This window comes from Streptomyces sp. NBC_00448 (assembly GCF_036014115.1).
Lineage (GTDB): Bacteria > Actinomycetota > Actinomycetes > Streptomycetales > Streptomycetaceae > Actinacidiphila.
This window is the reverse complement of record NZ_CP107913.1, coordinates 3214338-3232665: the sequence shown is the minus strand read 5'-3', so window position 1 is coordinate 3232665 and position 18328 is coordinate 3214338. Positions and strand designations below refer to the sequence as shown.

Sequence of the window (18328 nt, the reverse complement as noted above, 5' to 3'; positions counted from 1 at the left end):
TGCCCGGCCGGATCGTGGGCACGTTCAGCATGCGGCGGACCGTCGACGGACGGCCGGAAGAGCTTGCCGTGTGGCGGGCGGTCACGTCCGATGCCGGGACGGCCGAACGGATCGCGGGTGCCTTCGGCGGGCAGGTGCGGCCCTGCCCGGAGCGGGGTGCGCTGGAAGTGGTGACCGGTGTGTCGGAGATCCGGATCGTGCCGGGGCGCGCGGAGCCGGGTGGTATGCGGATGGCGTTCCGGCTGGTTGACGGCAGCGTGCCGGGATGGTTCGCGTTCTCGTCCGCTCCGTGGTCGTTGGGAGAGGTGACCACGGGCGTTGAGGGGCACGGGGACCGGGTGGGTGGGTGGGGCTCGGCGCTGCTGGTGGTCCGGGACGTGGCTATCACCACTCTGACCGGCCTGTGCGTCCAGCACCGCATGCCTGAGCTGCGGCTCTGCGCCGAACCGTAGATAGGAAAAGCCGGAGGGGCCCCGTGCCGGAACAACTCGGCGGGGACCCCTCGGCCTGCTGGCGACTATGCCGCTAGCTCAAGATCAAACGGACTGCGCGCAGTGATCACGAACCGCTCGTCGGCGCCCCTGGGGTGGACCACCACCCGCACCTCGTAGGACATCAGGATCTCCCGCCGCGCCGCGTCGTTCGGGGCTTGCTCCCACGCGTCCGCGACGGTCTGTCCGGTCGGCACCAGCCGCATTCCCGCCGGGCGCTCCGGCAGCTTCTCAAGTTCAGCGATCTCCCGGCCCATCCGCGCGTACTCCGTGCGGAACCACTTCACGTCATCCGGCGCGTCGTACAACCCCGCCCGCCGGTCGTCCCGCAACCTGGCCCGGTCCGCCTTGAGCTCCGTGATCCGCACGGCATAGCCGGTGCCCGCGTCGAACTCCTGGCGCATCATCTGACCGGTGCCGTAGCGCTCAAGGAACCACACGGTGACGGCCTGGTCGGCTACTCGCCCAGTGACCTTCGGAGCGGGCTTGCACTCGGCGGACTCCGGCCACCCGAGCAGGCGCCCCACGCAGCGGTAACAGTGCTCCCCCCGGTTGTTCCCGACGTTCGTCTTTTGGTGGCAGGCACCGCACGTCATGAGATCGGACAGCAGGCGCTCACTCTTCGGCGCCCGGGGAACCGTGCGGGCCTTCGCGGGCTGCTTCGGCGCCGTGGCCTCGATCAGCGCGTTCCGCGTCGGGCGATCCCACAGACCGGGCGCCAACCGCACCGGCTCACCATCACTGCCGATCACCGGTCGGCCGTCGTGTATCAGGTAGCCGAGTGCTGCCTCACTGATCAGGATGTCCCGCAGGACACGGCCGGTCCACTTCACCCCGCGCGGCTTACGCCCGTACATCACCGCACGGTGATCCGACGGCGCGAGCACACCCTCACGGTTCAGACGCGCAGACTCGGTGTACTTCGTGATCTTGCCCGTGCGGTCCGTGAGAATGCGCCGTGCCACGTTCCGGATCACCGGAGCGGCTACCGGGTCCAACTCGACGTGATCGACCTTCGTACCCGCGTACAGCCGAACGTACCGGTAGCCGTAACTGTTCTTCTGCTTCGGCTCACCCGCACGCCGTGCCCGGGCAGTCTCATCCCGGTTGCGCTTCTGAATGGACCGCAACTCGACCTGCGCGCCGAACGACTCCATCGACAGGCGCATCTCATCTACCGGGTCGTCCAGATTCCACGGGCCGTCGTGCCCGTGCGTGACAAGGAGCCGCCCGGTCTTGTGGATCTCCACTGCCGTGACCAGGACGTCAACCTGATTGCGGCCGATACGGTCAACCGCCGCCCCCGCGATCCCGGAGTACGGACCCATCTCGTCCCGGAGCCACGGACCCAGCGCGGGCCGCTCACGTGGGTTCGTGGCTCCCGAAACCTCCCAGTCATCGGCCCAAGCGATGATGTGACCACCGATGGACTTGACTGCGGCCTCGACCTGTTCCTGCTGCCGCTCCGGCGATGACGTGGCGTCCGTCTTCCGGCTCAGTCGGCGCACACCGACCATGCACTTCCCGCAGCCGCAGTACGCCCCCACAACCCCCATGGCTTCCATGGTCCGCCGATCCCGTCCCGCACCAAAGTGCGTTTTACGGGGCCTCCTCGCGACCAGCCACCCACACGGGGAAGGTCCCGAGAACCACGGACAGGGGCACCCGGGAGGGTCCCGCGGTGCCCCACCGCAAGGTCCCGAGAACCACGGACAGGGGCACCCGGGAGGGTGCCGCCTACCCCGGAAGGGGCGGCGCCGACTTCGCCGGGTTCGCCGCCAACGCCTCCAGGGCCATCCCGATGGCACGGTCGAGCTGGGGATCGCGCCCGGCGGCATAATCCTGCGGGGTGACGACCACCTCGACGTCGGGCTCGACCCCGTGGTTCTCCACGGACCACCCGAACCCCTCGAACCAGAGCGCGTACTTCGGCTGGGTCACCGAGGTCCCGTCGACCAGCTGGTAGCGGCTGTCGATGCCGATCACGCCGCCCCACGTGCGGGTGCCGACCACCGGGCCGATCCCGAGCGTGCGGATCGCCGCGTTGACGATGTCACCGTCCGACCCGGAGAACTCGTTGGCCACCGCCACCACGGGCCCGCGCGGAGCGTCCTGCGGGTAGCTGAAGGGGTGGCCGTACCGCGGCAGGTCCCAGCCGATGACCCGGCGGGCCAGCTTCTCCACCACGAGCTGCGAGGTGTGCCCGCCGCGGTTCTCGCGGACGTCGACCACCAGCCCCTCGCGGGCCACCTCGACCCTCAGGTCGCGATGGAGTTCGGCCCAGCCGTTGCTGACCATGTCGGGCACGTGCAGGTAGCCGAGCCGGCCGCCGGACGCCCGGTGGACGTAGGCGCGCCGGTCGGCGACCCAGTCGTGGTAGCGCAGCGCCTCCTCGTCGGCGAGCGGCACCGCGACCACGTGCCGGACCGGGCCGCCCGCGGCCGGCGTGACCGTCAGCTCGACCGGCTTGCCCGCGGTGCCCACCAGCAGCGGCGCGGGGCCGGTCAGCGGGTCGACCGGCAGCCCGTCCACCGCGACGAGGGTGTCCCCGGCGCGGACCGCCACCCCGGGTGCGGCCAGCGGCGAGCGCGCCCGGGGGTCGGAGGACTCGCCGGACAGTACCCGGTCCACCCGCCAACTGCCGTCCTCCGCACGGGAGATGTCCGCACCGAGTAGGCCCTGGCGGCGGCGCGGGTCACCGGAGCCGCCGGGGGGCGAGACGTACGCGTGCGAGGTCCGCAGCTCGCCGTGGAGTTCCCACAGCAGGTCCACGAGGTCGTCGTGGGTGGCGATGCGGTCCAGCAGCGCGCGGTACCGCTCGCCGATCGCGTCCCAGTCGAGGCCGCCCATGTCGGCACGCCAGAAGTGGTCGCGGGCGAGGCGGTGCGTCTCGTCGAACATCTGCCGCCACTCGTCGGCGGGTTGGACGGTGGCGCGCACCCGGGCCAGGTCGATGCTCGTCGAACTGTCCGAGTCGTCATCGGACTTGCTGTCCGCCGGCCCGATCCGCAGCCGCGCCCCGCTGGTGACGAGCACCTTCGCGCCGTCGCCGGAGACCGCGAAGCCGTCGGCGTCTGAGGCGATCTCCTCGACCTTCAACTGCCGCAGGTCGTAACGCTCCAGGACGGTCTCCGGCGGCTCGGCCTCGGGTGTGGCCAGCGACGCGCCGAGGCTGCCGACGAGCGGGTGCCGCAGCCACAGCACCCCGCCCTTGGCGGCTTCCAACCCCGAGTAGTGGCCGGCCTCGACGGGGAAGGGCACGATCCGGTCGGCGATGCCCTCCGCGTCGACCTTGGTGGGACGGGGCCGGTCCCGGCGGCCGCGCCGGCCCGAACCACCGCTGTCGGAGCCGCCGTTGTCGCTGTCGGAGCCGTTGCCGGAGTCACCGTCGGAGGCGTCGTCGGACTCCTCGCCGGAACCGCTGTCCGAGCCGTCGTCCGCGCCGGTGCCGGCGCTCACGCCCGCCCCGGTGCCCTGGCCCGCGGCCGGCCCCAGACCCGTGCCCGTACCCGTGCCGCCGCCGTCCCCATGCTCGCCGCTCTCGTCCCCGTCGTCGTACGGGCGGCCGTGCCGCTGCGGGCCGAACGGCGAGGGCGTGGTGGCGGCGAGCGTGATCAGGTACGGGCGGCAGGCGTTGGGGAAGGAGAGGTCGAACACGTGGGCGTCGTAGACCGGGTCGAAGGCCCGCTGGGACAGGAAGGCGAGGTGCCGGCCGTCGGCGGTGAACGCGGGCGCGAAGTCGATGAAGCGCAGCGGGGTGGCGTCCACCAGGGTCAGGTCCGCGGTGGCGGCGAGCTTGATCTGCCGCAGCGAGCCCGGCCCGGGCTGGGACCAGGCCAGCCAGCCGGAGTCGGGGGAGAAGGCCAGGTCGCTGACGTCGCCGGCGTTTCCGGCCGGTGCGGGCGCCGGTGCGGGTTCGTCGTCGCCCTCGGCCGTGGCCGTGTCGGTCGTCGGTACTTCGCGGACCTCGCCGGTCTGCGTGTCGACCAGCAGCACCCGCCCGTCGTGCGAGGCGACCGCGATCCGGTGGCCGTCCGGCGACACCTCCAACTCGTGTACCCGGCCGAGCCGCCCGGCCGCGAGCCGGCGCGGCGCGGTGCCGGCCGGCAGTCCGGTGGCCGGGGAGATCTCCAGCGCGTCGTCACCGTCCGCGTCGGTCACCCACACCACGTACTGGTCGTCGCCCTGCGAGAACACCCGCGGGTGCCGGGTGCGTACGCCCGGCTGCGCGGCCAGGACCCGGGCCGGGCCGCCCCGGTGGGTGACCCAGTGCGTGGTGCCGCGCACCTCCACCGCACTGCCCCGGCCCGTGTGGTCCGGCCGGGCGTCACCCAGATACGCGGCCGGGCGCAGCGGGTGGGGCTGCAAGTCCACCCGCTGGCCGCCGAGTTCGATCTCCAGCGGGCGCGGCTGTACGTCCTCGCCGAGGCTGTCCAGCACGTACAGGGTGCCGCCGACGGTGTACACCACCCGGGTGCCGTCGGTGCCTGCCTGCCGGGCGTAGAACCCGCCGAGCGGGGTGTGGCGGCGCAGGTCGGCGCCGTCCGGCCGGCTGGAGTAGAGCGCGCCCTGGCCCTCGTGGTCGGAGAGGAACGCGATCCGGTCGCCGACCCACATCGGGTACTCGAGGTTGCCGTCGATCTCTTCGTGCAGCCGGGCGAACTCCCCCTCGCCGGTGGGGTCGAGCCACAACTTGCCCGCGGTGCCGCCCCGGTAGCCCTTCCAGTACGCGGCCTCGCGCCCCATCGTCACCGACTGGAGCAGCAGGGCGCCGTCCGGTCCGTACGCGAGGTCGCCGAGCGGGCCGAGCGGCAACTTCCGCGCGGGGCCGCCGTCCAGCGGCAGCCGGTGCGCCCAGGTACGGCGGATCGACGCCTGGCCGGCCGTGGTCACCACCACCAGCTCGCCATCCGGCGTCCATGTCCGCACGCCGGTCTGGGCGTTGCCCCAGTAGGTGAGCCGCCGCGAGGGGCCCCCGGCCAGGTCCGCCACGTGGACTTCGGGGGCGCCGTCGCGGGCGGAGGACCACGCCACCGACCTGCCGTCGGGGGAGATCCGCGGCCGCCGGACCGGCATGTTGTCCGCGCTGACCCGCCAGGCCCGGCCGCCGTCGAGCGGCGCGACCCACACGTCGTCCTCGGCGGTGAAGACGACCAGGTCACCGTGCGGGTGCGGGTGCCTCAGGTACGAGGGGTGAGATGCGGGGTGAACAGGGCCCGAAGGGCGCGCGGAGAGCGAGGACTGCGTCACGAAGCCAGCCTAACCACGATCAACTGCGCTGAGCAGTGCCCCTCGGTACGAACCGGGGCCCCCGCGCGGAGCGCGGCCGGTCAGCACGCGCCGAGCCCGTGCACGTCGAACACGGTGCGGCCCTCCACCAACGCGGTCAGATGGCCCTGGACGCACTTGAGGTTCGACTGCCGGGTCACGTCGCCCTTCACGGAGATCTTCCGCTGGTCGTTCGTGCGGCCCACGCAGTCGACCTTCGGGTCCTTCCCGTCCTCGGTCGCGCTGCACGACAGCCACTGCACCTCGACGTGCTCCTGCTTCAGCGCCTTGGTGGCCAACTGGTCAGTGCTCACCGACACGTTGGAGCTGCTCAGCCCGTCCACGGGATCGCACGCCGCGACCGTGGCCATCACCATGGCGGCTCCCGCCACCCCGACACCCCAGTTCCTCCGGATGCGTCCCATCCCCCCACGATGCCCCGCCTTCTTCACTGCGGCCATCCCCCACACGGTGGACGTCCGCCCTTAAGGGCCGCGGTCCGCGCGGACGCCTGCGGGCCCGGGCCGGTCGGCCGGCTCACCCGCCTCACCCGCCTCCGCCGCCTCCACCGCCGCCCCCCGTGCTCGTGCGGCAGTCGGTGTGGCACGACGGCAGCGCGTAGTAGGCGATCGTGCCGAGCCCCGCCAGGATGGCTCCGACCAGCATCAGCATCGCGAGCAGGCAGCCCGCGGAGATCGACCAGTCACGTAACCTGCCCGCCCGGGGTGCGCGTTCGTCCCTCACTCCCGTGATGTGCCCAGCGGGCGCCGCACCGGAACACGCAAGGGGGGCCGCAGCGCGAGGACGACGACGGGCGGGCCGATACGATGCCAGGTGCGGGCCGGCGGACGGCGCCGGCCGCGGACGGACGAGCGGAAGAGCAAGGGGTGCCGCCGTGGCGGGAGAAGCGCAGCCGGACTGCCTGTTCTGCAAGATCGTGGCCGGGGACATCCCGGCGACGGTGGTGCGGGAGACGGAGACCACCATCGCGTTCCGGGACATCAACCCGCAGGCGCCCACCCATGTGCTGGTGATCCCGCGGGTGCACTACGCCGACGCGGCCGAGCTGGCCGCGGGTGACCCGGCCGCCGCCGCGGACGTGCTGCGGGAGGCCGGCGAGGTGGCCGCGCGGGAGAACGTGGTCGGGACCGGCTACCGGATCGTGTTCAACACCGGTCCGGGCGCGGGCCAGACCGTCTTCCACGCGCACGCCCACGTGCTGGGCGGCCGCGACCTCCAGCGGCTGGTCTGAGCCGGGCACCGGAGGCCGGAACACCCGGACCCGACCCGAACACCCGGACCCGACCCGACCCGCGACCGTACGGACCCCAGCGCCATGTCACCCCGCGAACTCGTCGTGCTCGGCACCGCCAGCCAGGTGCCGACCCGGCAGCGCAACCACAACGGCTACGTGCTGCGCTGGGACACCGAGGGCATCCTCTTCGACCCCGGCGACGGCACCCAGCGGCAGATGGTGCACGCCGGGCTGGCCGCGCACGACCTGACCCGGATCTGCGTCACGCACTTCCACGGCGACCACAGCCTGGGCCTGGCCGGGGTGGTGCAGCGGATCAACCTGGACCGGGTGCCGCACCCGATCACCGCGCACTACCCGGCGAGCGGGCAGCGGTACTTCGAGCGGCTGCGGTACGCCACCGCGTACCGCGAGACCGCCGAGCTGCGCGAGTGGCCGCTCGACGAGGACGGCCCGATCGCGGTCACCGGCGAACTCACGCTGTCAGCACGGCGGTTGTCGCACCCGGTGGAGGCGTACGGCTACCGGCTGGACGAGCCGGACGGGCGGCGGATACTGCCGGAGCGGCTGGCCGCACACGGCATCGCGGGGCCGGACATCAGCCGGCTGCAACGCGACGGCGAGCTGCGCGGGGTGACGCTTGATCAGGTCAGCGAGCCGCGGCCGGGCCAGTCGTTCGCGTTCGTGATGGACACCCGGATGTGCCCGGCGGTGCCCGAACTCGCCGCGGGATGCGACATGTTGGTGATCGAGTCCACCTTCCTCGACCAGGACGCCGGGATCGCCGAGGAGTACGGCCATCTCACGGCGGGACAGGCGGGCCGGGTGGCCGCGGAAGCGGGTGTACGGCACCTGGTGCTCACCCACTTCTCGCAGCGCTACCCCGACCCGGACGACTTCGGGCACCAGGCCCGCGCGGCGGGCTTCGCCGGCGAACTCACCGTCGCCCGCGACCTGATGCGCGTCCCGGTGCCCAAACGCCGTCCCTGAAGGGGACCTTGCCGCCGGACGGCACAGCTTCACGCCTACGGCGGCTTCACGCCCTACGGCAGGTAGTACATCGGGTTCGGCAGCTTGAACGACTTGTCCGCGTGCCCGCCCTCCAGGTCGCTGTACTGGTCGCCGAAGTTACCGACGATGTCGTAGCCCAGCGACTCGATGTGCGCCCGCGTGCCGGACTTGTACTCGATGGTCGTGCAGGTCGCGCCGCACGGCAGGTACGACGGCGGGGTGGCCGCGTTCTTCAGGTACAGGTGCGAGGTGTCGGCCGGCGCCTTGAAGCCCTCCGCGGTCAGGTTCCGAACCGTGTCGGCGCGCTGCGCCTCCGGGCGGCCGGTGATCCAGAAGACCGTGATGCCCTTCGAGGCGGCCCAGTTGACGAGGGTGTCGATGCCGAAGACCGGCGGCATGTTCTTGGTGTCCAGGTACGTCTGGTTGCTCGCCGGGGTGTAGTTGAAGCCCACCTCCAGCTCGTAGTTGTACGTCAGCAGGCTGGTGTCGTCGACGTCGAGCACGATCGCGGGCTTGCCGCTCTTGCCGTGGCCCTTCCCGCCGCCGTGGCCGTGGCCGGCGGTGCCCGCCTGCGCCAGCCAGGACTTCGCCTTCGCCTCGATCCCGGCGACCTGATGGGCGTAGTTGCTGGTCGGGGACGCCTGGTGCTCGCCCGAAGCGTCGACGGTGTCGCCGTAGTACGCCTTGATCTCGTCGACGACGTTGGTGAGATTGGGGATCTGCTTGTCGCTGCGCGGTGCGGAGTTGTCCGCGGTCGCGACGCCGACGCCGTAGAACGTGGCGCCCAGCGTCACCGCGGTGGCGGTGACGGCCAGCGCGCGGGTACGCAGGGACAGACGGGCACGGGGCATGGCGGTGCTCCTTCAAAGCTTGGTGGTGCGGCGGAATGTAGACCCCGGCATCCGAGCAGGTCAAGGCCCATCTACGCGCGTGGCGGCGCAACGCGGGTTCATCCGTGGTTTCCTTTGCGTTAACCCGCAGTTCAGAGACGCGCGGGCCGGGTTCCGCCGGTTCTCACCAGTTCGCCGCGGTGAGGATACGGCTCGCCGCCGCCGCGGAGTCGACCAGCGGATGCCGTACCAGCGCGCGCAGCGCCGCCGCCCGCGAACCGGTGGTCGCCGCCTCGATCGCCGCCCGCTCCACCGACTTCAGCGCCAGCATCAGCCCGGCCTGGTGCTCGTCGGGCGCCGCTACCGGCAGCGGCCGGGCCCCGAACGCGCCGACCTCGCACGGCACTTCCACCACCGCGTCCGGGTCCAGCGCCGAAACCACCCCACCGCCGGGCACGTTGAGGATCAGCACGGTGCGCTCGTCCCGCGCGATGGCCCGCATCAGGGCGAGCGCCACCTTGTCGTAGCCGCCGCCGTCCAGGTCGTGCGGGTCGCGCTGCCAGCCGCCGGTGGCCGCGCGGTTCTCGGCCATGTAGGTCTCCTCGCGCTCCAACCGGGCGCGCTCCCACAGCTCGTACGCCGACGGGCCGCCGCCGGCCGTGCCCGCCGAGCCGGCCTCCGTACCGCCCGCGCGGTCCGCCGCCGCGAAGAACTCCGACTGCCGCGCGTGCAGGAACTCCCCCCGGGTCGCGTCGGCCGACCGCACCGCCGCCAGCGCCTCCCGCTCGAAGTAGTAGTAATGCAGGTACTCGTTGGGCAGCGACCCCAGCGCCGACAGCCACTCCGCGCCGAACAGCCGCCCCTCCTCGAACGAGCCGAGCGCCGCCGGGTCCGCGAGCAACCCCGGCAGCAACTCCCGTCCGTCCAGGGCGAGTCCGCGCAGCCAGCCGAGGTGGTTGAGGCCGACGTAGTCGTACGAGAAGCCCGGCGCGTCCGGGTTCGCGCCCGCCGCCCGCGCGGCCCGCCGGACCAGCCCCACCGGCGAGTCGCAGATGCCGATCACGCGCGGGCCCAGTACCCGGGCCATCGCCTCCGTCACCATCCCCGCGGGGTTGGTGAAGTTGATCACCCACGCGGACGGGGCCACCGCGCGGACGCGTTCGGCGAGGTGCAGGGCCACCGGGACGGTGCGCAGTCCGTACAGCACGCCGCCCGCGCCGACGGTCTCCTGGCCGAGCACGCCCTCGGCCAGCGGGACCTGCTCGTCCCGCACCCGGCCGCCCGTGCCGCCGACCCGGATCGCCGAGAACACGAAGTCCGTGCCGCGCAGCGCCGCGTCCAGGTCCGTCTCGACCCGCACCCGCGGTCCGGGAGCCTCGCCCGCCGCCCCCTGCTCGGCCAGCACCTTCGCGATGACCCGCAGGCGCAGCGGGTCCGTGTCGTGCAGCACCAGTTCCGTGACCGTGGGGTCCCCTTGCAGGGCCCGAAACACCAGGGGCACCCGGAAGCCGCCCCCGCCGAGGATGGTGAGTCGCACGCCGTATCCGTCCCGTCTGCCCGGCCAATGTCCTCCCCGGACCTTACGACCGGTCCGTGGCGCAACCCCACCGGCAGGTGGTCCCTGAACCGACAGCACGTGGCAACCCGGTGGGTCAGGGGCGCCGCGGGAACCGACAGTACGTGGCAACCGGGCGGGTCAGGGGCACCGTGCGACAGTGGGGGGATGGACGATCATCCCGTTCTCGACCCGCTGGGAGGGCTGCGTGCGCCGGGCGACCCGGCGACGGACGTGTACCTGACGGGCACCGTCTTCCTGGACATCATCTTCACCGGGCTGGACCGCGCCCCGGTGCGAGGCACGGAGTCGTGGGCGCGCGGCATGGGCTCCAGCCCCGGCGGCATCGCGAACATGGCCACCGCGCTGGCCCGCCTCGGCCTGCGCACGACGCTCGCCGCGGCCTTCGGCGACGACATGTACGGCGACTACTGCTGGGAGTGCCTGCGGGAGGGCGAGGGCATCGACCTCGGGCCGTCCCGGCGGGTCCCCGGCTGGCACTCCCCGGTCACCGTGTCGATGGCGTACGAGGGCGAGCGGACCATGGTCAGCCACGGCCACCGCGCACCGCCCCCGGAGGGCGCCGTGCCGACCTGCCCGCCGCCGGCCCGCGCCGCGGTCGCCTCGCTCGGCGGCCGGGAGGCGGGCGAGGAGCGGTACGACTGGATCGCCGGGGCCGCCGCGTCCGGCACGAAGGTCTTCGCCGACGTCGGCTGGGACGAGACCGGCCGCTGGGACCCCGCCGACCTCGCCGGGCTGCGGCACTGCGCCGCGTTCCTGCCGAACGCCGAGGAGGCGGTCCGCTACACGCGGGCCGACGGCCCCCGCGAGGCCGCCCACCGGCTGGCCGAACTCGTACCGCTCGCCGTGGTCACCCTCGGTGCGCAGGGCGCCATCGCGGTGGACTCCGCGACCGGCCAGACCGCGGAGGTGCCCGCGCTGGCGGTGGAGGCGCTGGACCCGACCGGCGCCGGGGACGTCTTCGTGGCCGGCTTCGTCACCGGCACCCTCGCGCAGTGGCAGCTGGCCGACCGGCTGGCGTTCGCCTCGCTGTGCGCGGCGCTGTCCGTGCAGGAGTTCGGCGGGTCGCTGTCCGCGCCCGGCTGGATGGAGATCGCCGGCTGGTGGGAGCAGGCCAAGGCGTTCGCAGGTCAGGCCCCGCACCACCGCGAGGCGGTGTGCCGGTACGGCTTCCTGGAGGACCTGCTGCCGGCGGCCACCCGACCGTGGCCGCTGCGCCGAGCCGTCCCCACGATCGGCTTCCGCCCGGCGGGCGGCGCGGCCGGCGGCGCGGTCGGTGGAGCGGTCAGCGGATCAGTCCCCGGCGCGGTCGGGGGCGCGCCGGGGGGCGCACCCGGCAGCGCGGCCCGAAACGGCGAGCGCTAATCCCCTCTGCCTGCGGCGTTCCGCGTCGTACGCTTGGTACCCCAAGGCCCCCTGGGCCCATCGACCAGCAGAAGGCGGGATGAGCAGGCCCTAGCGCCGGCCCATGACTCAGACACCGACCCAGCAGCAGCCGCAGCAGCCGCATCAGGCGCGCGCGCACTTCGTCGTACCGGCCAAGCACCCCATGGTGACCGTCCTGGGCTCCGGTGACGCTCTTCTCCGCGTGATCGAGCAGGCGTTCCCGGCCGTCGACATCCACGTCAGGGGCAACGAGATCAGCGCGGTCGGCGACGCCGCCGACGTGGCTCTGGTCCAGCGGTTGTTCGACGAGATGATGCTGGTGCTGCGCACCGGCCAGCCCATGACGGAGGACGCCGTCGAGCGCTCGATCGCGATGCTCCGGGCGAACGGGACGTCGGCCGACGGCGAGGCGGAGACGCCCGCCCAGGTCCTCACCCAGAACATCCTCTCCAGCCGCGGTCGCACCATCCGCCCCAAGACGGTCAACCAGAAGCGCTACGTCGACGCGATCGACCGGCACACGATCGTCTTCGGCATCGGCCCGGCAGGCACCGGCAAGACCTACCTGGCGATGGCGAAGGCCGTGCAGGCCCTTCAGGCCAAGCAGGTCAACCGGATCATCCTGACCCGCCCCGCGGTCGAGGCCGGCGAGCGGCTGGGCTTCCTGCCCGGCACGCTGTACGAGAAGATCGACCCGTACCTGCGCCCGCTCTACGACGCGCTGCACGACATGCTGGACCCCGACACCATCCCCCGCCTGATGGCCGCCGGCACCATTGAGGTCGCCCCGCTGGCCTACATGCGTGGCAGAACCCTGAATGACGCGTTCATCATCCTGGACGAGGCGCAGAACACCAGCGCCGAGCAGATGAAGATGTTCCTGACCCGGCTCGGCTTCGACTCGAAGATCGTCATCACCGGCGACATCACGCAGATCGACCTGCCCGGCGGCACCAAGAGCGGGCTGCGCCAGGTACAGGACATCCTCTTCGACGTGGACGACGTGCACTTCTCCCGGCTCACCAGCACCGACGTGGTCCGCCATAAGCTGGTCGGGCGCATCGTGGACGCCTACGAGCGCTACGACAACGCCCAGGCCGAGGAAGAGTCCGCGCGCGGCCAGGACGCCGGGCGCGGGCGCGGCAGCGGTTCCGGGCCGAAGAGAAAGTAACCACTCCACCACCATGGCGATCGACGTCAACAACGAGTCCGGCTGGGATATCGACGACGAGGCGGTCCTGGACGCCGCCCGTTACGCCCTGCACCGGATGCGCATCCACCCGCTCTCCGAACTGTCGGTGATCGTGGTGGACGCCGCCGCGATGGAGCAACTCCACCTCCAGTGGATGAACCTCCCCGGCCCCACCGATGTCATGTCCTTCCCGATGGACGAGCTGCGGCCGGGCAAGGAGGACGACGAACCCGAGCAGGGCCTGCTCGGGGACATCGTGCTCTGCCCGGAGGTGGCGAAGAAGCAGGGCGAGGAGGCGCCGACGAAGCACTCCATGGACGAGGAACTGCAGTTGCTCACCGTGCACGGCCTGCTCCACCTGCTGGGGTACGACCACGAGGAGCCCGAGGAGAAGGCCGAGATGTTCGGCCTGCAGAAGGCGATCCTGGACGGCTGGCGGGCCGAGCGCGGTGTCGAGGGCCCCTCGCCCGCGCCCACCACCCGCTGACGGCGGCGACTGCACCCTCATGGTCGTCTTCGCCGTACTGCTCGTCATCGTCGCCTGGCTCGCGGCGTGCGCCGAGGCCGGGCTCGCCCGGGTCTCCCGGTTCCGCGCCCAGGACGCGCTGCGCTCCGGCCGGCGCGGGGCCGCGAACCTCGTCGCGGTCGCCTCCGACCCCACCCGCTACCTGAACGTGGCGCTGCTGGTGCGCGTCGCCTGCGAGACGGCCGCGGCCGTCCTGATCACGGTGGTCGCCGACCGGCACTTCGACCGCACCTGGCAGGTGCTGTGCGTCGCGATCGGCGTGATGGTGCTGGTGTCCTACGTGGCGGTCGGGGTCTCGCCGCGCACCATCGGCCGCCAGCACCCGATGAACACCGCGACCGCCGCGTCGTACGTCCTGCTGCCGCTGGCCCGGGTGATGGGGCCGGTGCCGGGGCTGCTGATCCTGCTGGGCAACGCGCTCACGCCCGGCAAGGGCTTCAAGCGCGGGCCGTTCGCGAGCGAGGCGGAGCTGCGGGCGGCCGTGGACCTCGCCGAGTCCGAGTCGCTGATCGAGGACGAGGAGCGCCGGATGGTGCACTCGGTCTTCGAGTTGGGCGACACGATCGTGCGCGAGGTGATGGTGCCGCGTACCGAACTCGTGATGATCGAACGCTTCAAGACGGTCCGTCAGGGGATGACGCTGGCGCTGCGCAGCGGCTTCTCCCGGATTCCGGTGACCGGGGAGAGCGAGGACGACGTGGTCGGCTTCGTCTACCTCAAGGACCTGGCGCGGCGGGTGCACATCAACCGCGATGCCGAGTCCGACCCGGTCTCCTCGCTGATCCGGCCGGCCTTCTTCGTGCCCGACACCAAGAACGCCGGGGACCTGCTGCGCGAGATGCAGCAGCAGCGCAACCACGTCGCGGTCGTGGTCGACGAGTACGGCGGCACCGCCGGCATCGTGACGATCGAGGACATCCTGGAGGAGATCGTCGGGGAGATCACCGACGAGTACGACCGGGAGACACCGCCGGTGGAGCGGCTGGGCGGCGGCCGGTTCCGGGTCACCGCGCGGCTGGACATCGGCGACCTCGGCGAGTTGTACGGCGTGCCGCTCGACGACGACGACGTGGAGACGGTCGGCGGCCTGCTGGCGAAGGCGCTGGGCCGGGTGCCGATCCCGGGCGCGGTCGCGGTGGTGCCGCTGCCGGTGGACGCGTCGGCGGTCGGACCGGACGGTACGGTCGCGCTGCGGCTGACCGCGGAGACGCAGGCGGGACGGCGGAACCGGATCGGCACGGTGCTGGTGGAGCCGGTGAGCGGTGCGGAGGCGTCGGGGGCGACGCGGGTCGCGGGCCACCCGGAGCCGGGCGCGGCGGGGCGTGGCGAGGGGGCGCTCGGCGGCGATCGGTAATTTCGACAAGTAAATTCAACAAGTTGCTTGTCGAGCTGTTACGGTGGCGGTCATGCGCCCACATGACCCCGCCGGCACCCCCGTGCCGGTTTCCGACGGCACCGCCCCGGCCGGCTCCACGCCCGCCGGCGGCACCGCGGCCGACAGCACGCCGGCGGTCGCCCACCGGCTCAGCGTGGCCATCACCCGCCTCCGCTCGCGCCTGCGGGTGGAGGCGGGACTGCACGGCACCGGACTGTCGATCTCGCAGCTCGCGGTGCTGGGCAGCGTGGTGCACGACGGTCCGGTCACCGCGGCCTGGCTGGCCACCACCCAGCACGTGAGCCCGCAGTCCATCGCCCAGAACCTGGCCGTACTCAAGGCGGCCGGCCTGGTGCGGGGCCACCGGGACCCGGCCGACGGCCGCAAGACCCTGGTGACCGCCGAGCCGTCCGCCGCGCGCCTGCTGGACACGTTGGAGTCCTCACGGGAGTCCTTCCTCACCCGGGCCCTGGACGCGCTGGTCCCGGCGGGGGAGCGCGCTGACCTGGAGCGCACGATCGCGCTGCTGGAGCGGCTCGCGGCGGCGGAACTCGACGACGGCGAGCCGAAGGGGCCGGAAGGTCCGGAGGGATCAGACGACCCGAAGGACGTGGCGAGCCCGAAGGGTCCGGCGGAATGACGCTCCGAATACGGCAGCAGGCAGCGTCCGCGCCCGCGGGCACCGACGCTGCCGCCCCCTTCGCCTGGCGCTTCGTGACCCCGCTGTACGTGGGCTCCGCGCTCAACCCGGTGAACAGCTCGATCATCGCGACCGCGCTCGTGCCCATCTCCACCGCGCTGCACGTGTCCGTCGGCAGCACCGCGGTCCTGGTCTCCAGCCTCTACCTGGCCTGCGCCATCGCCCAGCCGACCGCGGGCAAGCTCGCGGAGGAGTTCGGGCCGCGCCGGGTGTTCCTGGCCGGGATCACGCTGGTGCTGCTCGGCGGTGTGCTCGGCGGCTTCGCCACCGACCTGGCGACGCTCACCGTGGCGCGGGTGCTGATCGGCGTCGGCACGTCCGCGGGCTTCCCCTCGGCGATGGTGCTGATCCGGCGGCGGGCCGCCGCCGCGGGCCTGGCCGAGCCGCCCGGCGCGGTGCTCGGCGGGATCGCGATCGCCGGGATGGCCACCACAGCGGTGGGACCTCCGCTCGGCGGCGTCCTGGTCGGCGCGCTCGGCTGGCACTGGGCGTTCCTGATCAACGTGCCCGTCACCGCCGTCGCGTTCGTGATGACGTTGTGCTGGGTGCCGGCCGACCCGCCCGCCACCGGACCGCGCCGCGGTGCGCGGCAGATCGCCGCCCGGATCGACCTGCCCGGCATGGTCGGCTTCGGCGGGTTCATGACCGCGCTGATGGTCTTCCTGATGGACCTGCCGGACCTCGACTGGATCGCGCTCGCCGTCGCCGTGCTGCTGGTGGGGCCGCTCGTGTGGTGGGAACTGCGCACCCCCACCCCCTTCTTCGACATCCGCGGCCTCGGTGCCAACGCGGCCCTCACCCGGACCTACCTGCGCACCTCGCTCACCTTGCTGGGCACCTACACCGTGATGTACGGGCTCACCCAGTGGCTGGAGGCCGGCCGGGGGCTGTCCACCGAGGAGGCGGGGCTGCTGCTCCTGCCGATGGGCGCGCTGTCCGCGCTCGTCTCGCGGCCGCTGTCCCGGCGCAACCTCGTCCGCGGGCCGCTGGTCACCGCCGCGGTCGCCATGCTGGCCGGCTCGCTGGGCATCCTCGCGCTGACCGCGCACAGCCCGGTCGCCCTGGTGGTGGCCGTCACCCTCGTCTTCGGCCTGTGCGTCGGCACCGCCACCGTCAGCAACCAGACCGCGCTCTACACGCAGTCGCCGCCCGAGCAGATCGGTACCGCCTCCGGGCTGTTCCGCACCTTCGGCTACCTCGGCTCCATCGTCTCCGCCACCATCACCGGGCTCGCCTTCAAGCACGGCGCCACCGACTCCGGGCTGCACGCGGCGGCGATCATCCTCATCGGCGCGGGCGCCGCGGTCCTCGCGATGACCCTTCTGGACCGCGGCCTGACCCGGAAGTCGTAGCGGGTGGCGGCGTGTTCGGGCTTCACGCGGCGCCGCGGGCGGGCTCCGGGGCGTCGGCCGGGGCGTCGGCCGGGTCGGCGGCCGCCGAGGTGCCGCGGGCGGCGCGGGGGAGGAGCAGCGGGGTGGCGAGGACGAGGACTCCGGCGGCGCCGATCGCCAGGCGCGGTGAGGTGAGGGCCGCCAGCAGGCCCCACAGGGCGGTCATGGCCGCGACGGTGAGGTTGCTGCTGACCGTCCACGCCGACAGCGTGCGGGCGACGCGGTCCGTCGCGGTCTGCTCCAGCCGGTAGGTGGCGAGCACCGGGTTGAACACGCCGATGCAGGTGACCAGGCCGAACTGCACGACGACCACGAGCACGATCCCGGCGATCCCGGGCCGGAGGAACGCCAGCCACAGCGGCCAGCACGCGCGCAGCGTGCCCGAGACGAGCAGGACGCGGTGCTGCCCGAACCGCGCGACCAGCCGCCGGGACATCCGCGCCCCGATCAGGCCGCCGACGCAAGGCAGCGCGAAGGCGAGGCCGTACTGCCAGGGGGCGAAGCCGAGCCGGCCGAGCATGAGGACGGCGAGCAGAGGTTCGGTGGCCAGCAGCAGGGCGTTCATCAGGAGCGTGTTGAGGAAGAGCCGGCACAGCGTCGGGTGGCCGAGGATGTGCCGCCATCCGTCGAGCAGTTCGGCGATCCGCGAGCGGGGCGCGGCGCCGCCCTGTGCGGGGACCGGCGTCGTACGGGCCCGCGGGTGCGGCTCGCTGCCGCCGATCGCGCGGACGCCGAGGGCCGACAGCAGGTAGCTGACCGCGTCGGCGACCACGGTCGTCACCGGGCCGAACAGCCCGATCGCGGCGCCGCCGAGCGGCGGTCCGATCACGGTGGCGCTCCATGTGGTCGACTCGAAGCGGCCGTTGGCGACAAGCAGGTGCTCCGGCCGGACCAGCGACTTCAGGTAGGCGCCGCTCGCCGACCGGAACGCGATCTTCGCGGTGGCCACGACGACGGACACGACGAGCAGTTGGGCGAAGCCGAGCCGGCCGCACGCGTAGGCGACGGGGATGCTGATCATCGCGGCGAACCGGACCAGGTCCATCGCGATCATCACCGGCCGCTTGCGGTGGAACTCCACCCACGGGCCGAGCGGCACCGCCGCCACCGCACCCACGGCGAGCCCGGCGGCCGACAGCGCCGACACCTCGCCCGACCCGGCGTGCAGCACCATGATCGCGAGCAGCGGGAACGCCCCGAAGCCGAAGCCGGTGCCGTAGGCGCTGACCGCGTAGGCCGCCCAGAGCCGGCCGAAGGGCCGCCCCAGCGACCGCGTCCCCACCGTTCCCGCCGCGCCGGGTGCCCTATCGTCCGCCCTGCCGTCCGT

General features: G+C 72.8%; 16 protein-coding genes. 9 read left to right on the top strand and 7 right to left on the bottom strand.

The features are described 5' to 3' along the window. Positions 1 to 14 precede the first annotated feature (14 nt). Positions 15 to 452, top strand: a complete 438-nt coding sequence (locus tag OG370_RS13685; protein ID WP_328463994.1) for a hypothetical protein — start codon at positions 15 to 17, stop codon at positions 450 to 452. Positions 453 to 517: 65 nt separating this feature from the next. Here OG370_RS13685 and OG370_RS13680 read toward each other — a convergent pair whose 3' ends face one another. From OG370_RS13680 to OG370_RS13665, 4 genes are all read right to left on the bottom strand, one after another. Next, the gene (locus OG370_RS13680) at positions 518 to 2056 is read right to left on the bottom strand and encodes a recombinase family protein (RefSeq protein ID WP_328463992.1); all 1539 of its coding nucleotides are present in this window, start codon (positions 2054 to 2056) and stop codon (positions 518 to 520) included. 172 nt (positions 2057 to 2228) lie between these two features. Further along, on the bottom strand, positions 2229 to 5741 hold the full coding sequence (locus OG370_RS13675) for a S41 family peptidase (RefSeq protein WP_328463990.1): 3513 nt from the start codon (positions 5739 to 5741) through the stop codon (positions 2229 to 2231). Positions 5742 to 5821: 80 nt separating this feature from the next. After that, complete coding sequence (locus OG370_RS13670) at positions 5822 to 6184, bottom strand: hypothetical protein (RefSeq protein WP_328463988.1); 363 nt, start codon at positions 6182 to 6184, stop codon at positions 5822 to 5824. 121 nt (positions 6185 to 6305) lie between these two features. Further along, entirely contained in the window at positions 6306 to 6503 is a 198-nt protein-coding gene (locus OG370_RS13665; protein ID WP_328463987.1) for a hypothetical protein, read from the bottom strand. Between the two features lie 151 nt (positions 6504 to 6654). On the opposite strand from OG370_RS13665, the gene OG370_RS13660 reads away from it, so the two are divergent. Both OG370_RS13660 and OG370_RS13655 read left to right on the top strand, forming a co-directional pair. Then, positions 6655 to 7011, top strand: a complete 357-nt coding sequence (locus tag OG370_RS13660) for a histidine triad nucleotide-binding protein (RefSeq protein ID WP_328463986.1) — start codon at positions 6655 to 6657, stop codon at positions 7009 to 7011. A gap of 84 nt (positions 7012 to 7095) precedes the next feature. Continuing rightward, a complete protein-coding gene (locus tag OG370_RS13655) occupies positions 7096 to 8004 on the top strand; it encodes a ribonuclease Z (protein ID WP_328463985.1) in 909 nt (302 codons plus the stop codon). Between the two features lie 53 nt (positions 8005 to 8057). On the opposite strand, the gene OG370_RS13650 is transcribed toward OG370_RS13655, so the two are convergent. Both OG370_RS13650 and OG370_RS13645 read right to left on the bottom strand, forming a co-directional pair. Next, complete coding sequence (locus OG370_RS13650; protein WP_328463983.1) at positions 8058 to 8876, bottom strand: HAD family acid phosphatase; 819 nt, start codon at positions 8874 to 8876, stop codon at positions 8058 to 8060. Between the two features lie 163 nt (positions 8877 to 9039). After that, entirely contained in the window at positions 9040 to 10392 is a 1353-nt protein-coding gene (locus OG370_RS13645) for a family 4 glycosyl hydrolase (RefSeq protein ID WP_328463981.1), read from the bottom strand. Positions 10393 to 10578: 186 nt separating this feature from the next. Between OG370_RS13645 and OG370_RS13640 the strand changes: the two genes are divergently transcribed. From OG370_RS13640 to OG370_RS13615, 6 genes are all read left to right on the top strand, one after another. Beyond that, positions 10579 to 11796: a carbohydrate kinase family protein gene (locus OG370_RS13640; protein WP_328463979.1), complete on the top strand. Its 1218-nt coding sequence runs from the start codon at positions 10579 to 10581 to the stop codon at positions 11794 to 11796. Between the two features lie 103 nt (positions 11797 to 11899). Next, on the top strand, positions 11900 to 12988 hold the full coding sequence (locus tag OG370_RS13635; protein WP_328463977.1) for a PhoH family protein: 1089 nt from the start codon (positions 11900 to 11902) through the stop codon (positions 12986 to 12988). Between the two features lie 13 nt (positions 12989 to 13001). After that, positions 13002 to 13496 carry an rRNA maturation RNase YbeY gene (gene ybeY / locus OG370_RS13630; RefSeq protein ID WP_328463975.1) on the top strand — a complete coding sequence of 165 codons (495 nt, stop codon included), beginning with the start codon at positions 13002 to 13004 and terminating at the stop codon, positions 13494 to 13496. Positions 13497 to 13515: 19 nt separating this feature from the next. Further along, the gene (locus tag OG370_RS13625; protein ID WP_328463973.1) at positions 13516 to 14889 is read left to right on the top strand and encodes a hemolysin family protein; all 1374 of its coding nucleotides are present in this window, start codon (positions 13516 to 13518) and stop codon (positions 14887 to 14889) included. Positions 14890 to 14941: 52 nt separating this feature from the next. Next, positions 14942 to 15550, top strand: coding sequence for a MarR family winged helix-turn-helix transcriptional regulator (locus OG370_RS13620; RefSeq protein WP_328463971.1), 609 nt, complete (start codon positions 14942 to 14944; stop codon positions 15548 to 15550). Further along, the gene (locus OG370_RS13615) at positions 15547 to 16962 is read left to right on the top strand and encodes an MFS transporter (RefSeq protein ID WP_328463969.1); all 1416 of its coding nucleotides are present in this window, start codon (positions 15547 to 15549) and stop codon (positions 16960 to 16962) included. The genes OG370_RS13620 and OG370_RS13615 overlap by 4 nt, the downstream gene beginning before the upstream one ends. 22 nt (positions 16963 to 16984) lie before the next feature. On the opposite strand, the gene OG370_RS13610 is transcribed toward OG370_RS13615, so the two are convergent. After that, positions 16985 to 18283 (bottom strand): MFS transporter, encoded by a 1299-nt coding sequence (locus tag OG370_RS13610; RefSeq protein WP_328463967.1) that lies wholly within the window; start codon positions 18281 to 18283, stop codon positions 16985 to 16987. Positions 18284 to 18328 lie beyond the last annotated feature (45 nt).